The organism is Virgibacillus sp. MSJ-26 (assembly GCF_018918075.1).
Classification (GTDB): Bacteria; Bacillota; Bacilli; order Bacillales; family Amphibacillaceae; genus MSJ-26.
Genome location: NZ_JAHLPW010000043.1, coordinates 1 through 1,611, shown reverse-complemented (window position 1 = coordinate 1,611; position 1,611 = coordinate 1). Strand labels below are relative to the sequence as shown.

General features: G+C 33.6%; 1 protein-coding gene. It reads left to right on the top strand.

The features are described from left to right. Positions 1-257 precede the first annotated feature (257 nt). On the top strand, positions 258-1,475 hold the full coding sequence (locus KQI49_RS18325; protein ID WP_216491006.1) for an IS110 family RNA-guided transposase: 1,218 nt from the start codon (positions 258-260) through the stop codon (positions 1,473-1,475). Positions 1,476-1,611: the final 136 nt, after the last annotated feature.

The window sequence follows — 1,611 nt, the reverse complement described above, 5'->3', positions numbered from 1 at the left end:
AAAACATACTAAGATTAGTGGGTAATGTCATCGACGGATGACATTACCCACTATTTTCTTTTTATAAGGTATAGTGAGAAGTGAAAGAAAGCCCGACCGAAGCCTCAGGGATCACGAATCCGAATAAAAAACCGGGCTTCTTCACTTTCATTTTTGAATCAGGTTTAAGTATGTTGGGGCCACCGAGCTCGTGTATAGGAAATTGGAATCGAAATGAATAAGTGAAGATCTTTCAAAAAAAGAAAAGAGGTAGTTAAATGGGAATAGTCATAGCTTTAGATATTTCAATGGGAAAAAGTTATAAAGTTGTTTATGATGACCAAATATGTCTTTCAGAGGGGGAAATAGTACATAATCAAGCTGGATTTCAAAAGCTAATGACTGAAATCCAAACACTTCCTAATGATTTGATGCTAGTTTTTGAATCTACAGGTATTTACTCTAAACCCGTAGAAACATTTTGCCAAAAAAATCAGATTCGTTATTGTGTATTAAACCCCTTGGAAGCAAAAAAACAATTAGAACAAGGAACTTTACGTAGTTGGAAAACAGATAAGCATGATGCTCATAAACTGGCACAAGTGCATCAACAAAATATTCGTTCAGAAAAAATACAACAACCCGATATTTATCATGAAATGCGTGATTTATCTCGTTTTCACCAAGAAATAGAAGATGACATAAAACGTACAAGAATGCACTTACACAATACACTCCAACTATGTTTTCCAGAATTAGAACAGTTCTTTTCAAGTAGAGTCACGCCATACGCATTATCTTTAATTGAACTATTTCCACATCCTGAATTTGTATTACAAACAAGTAAAACAAAGATCAAAAATCTTTTAATAAAAAGTACTCCTAAAAAAATATCAGAAAATCGCGCAAAACAAAAAGCAATTGATATTATAGAATACGCAAAAGAGTCTTATCCAGCTGTTTCTTCAGGCAGTATACAGACTCAAAAAGTTCAATACTACTCAAGGCAGCTTCTTCAATTGTTGAAGGAAAAGGAGAATATCTCAAAACAAATGATAGAGAAAGCCAAACAACTTCCAGAATTTGAACTACTCATAAGTTTTCCGGGTATAGGTGAAATTAGTGCTGCACTTTTCATTGGTGAAATTGGAGACATATCCAGATTCTCAAATCATAAGAAAGTCAATGCTTTTATTGGAATTGATATCCGAAGATATCAATCTGGAAAATATGCAGGTCAAGATCGCATTAATAAGCGTGGAAATCCAAAGGGAAGAAAAGTTTTATATTTCATTGTACGAAATATGATCCGCCAGCAAAAGTCGGCACCAAATCATATTGTAGATTACTACTATAAGCTAAAAAAACAACCTCACCCTAAAAAGGACAAGGTTGCGGTAGTAGCTTGTATGAACAAGCTACTCAAATGTATTTATTCCGTGGTCAGGAACAATACAAAGTACGATTATTCGCACACGGTCTCTACGGACCAATAAATCATACACATTATATCACATATCTTCCCACAGTTTAAAAAATTAAATACATGGGGTTTATTTGATATGCCAAATTTTTTCAATCAATAAATCCTTATTGAATTTATAAGGTTTAGACTTGACTAATCGTAGGAAA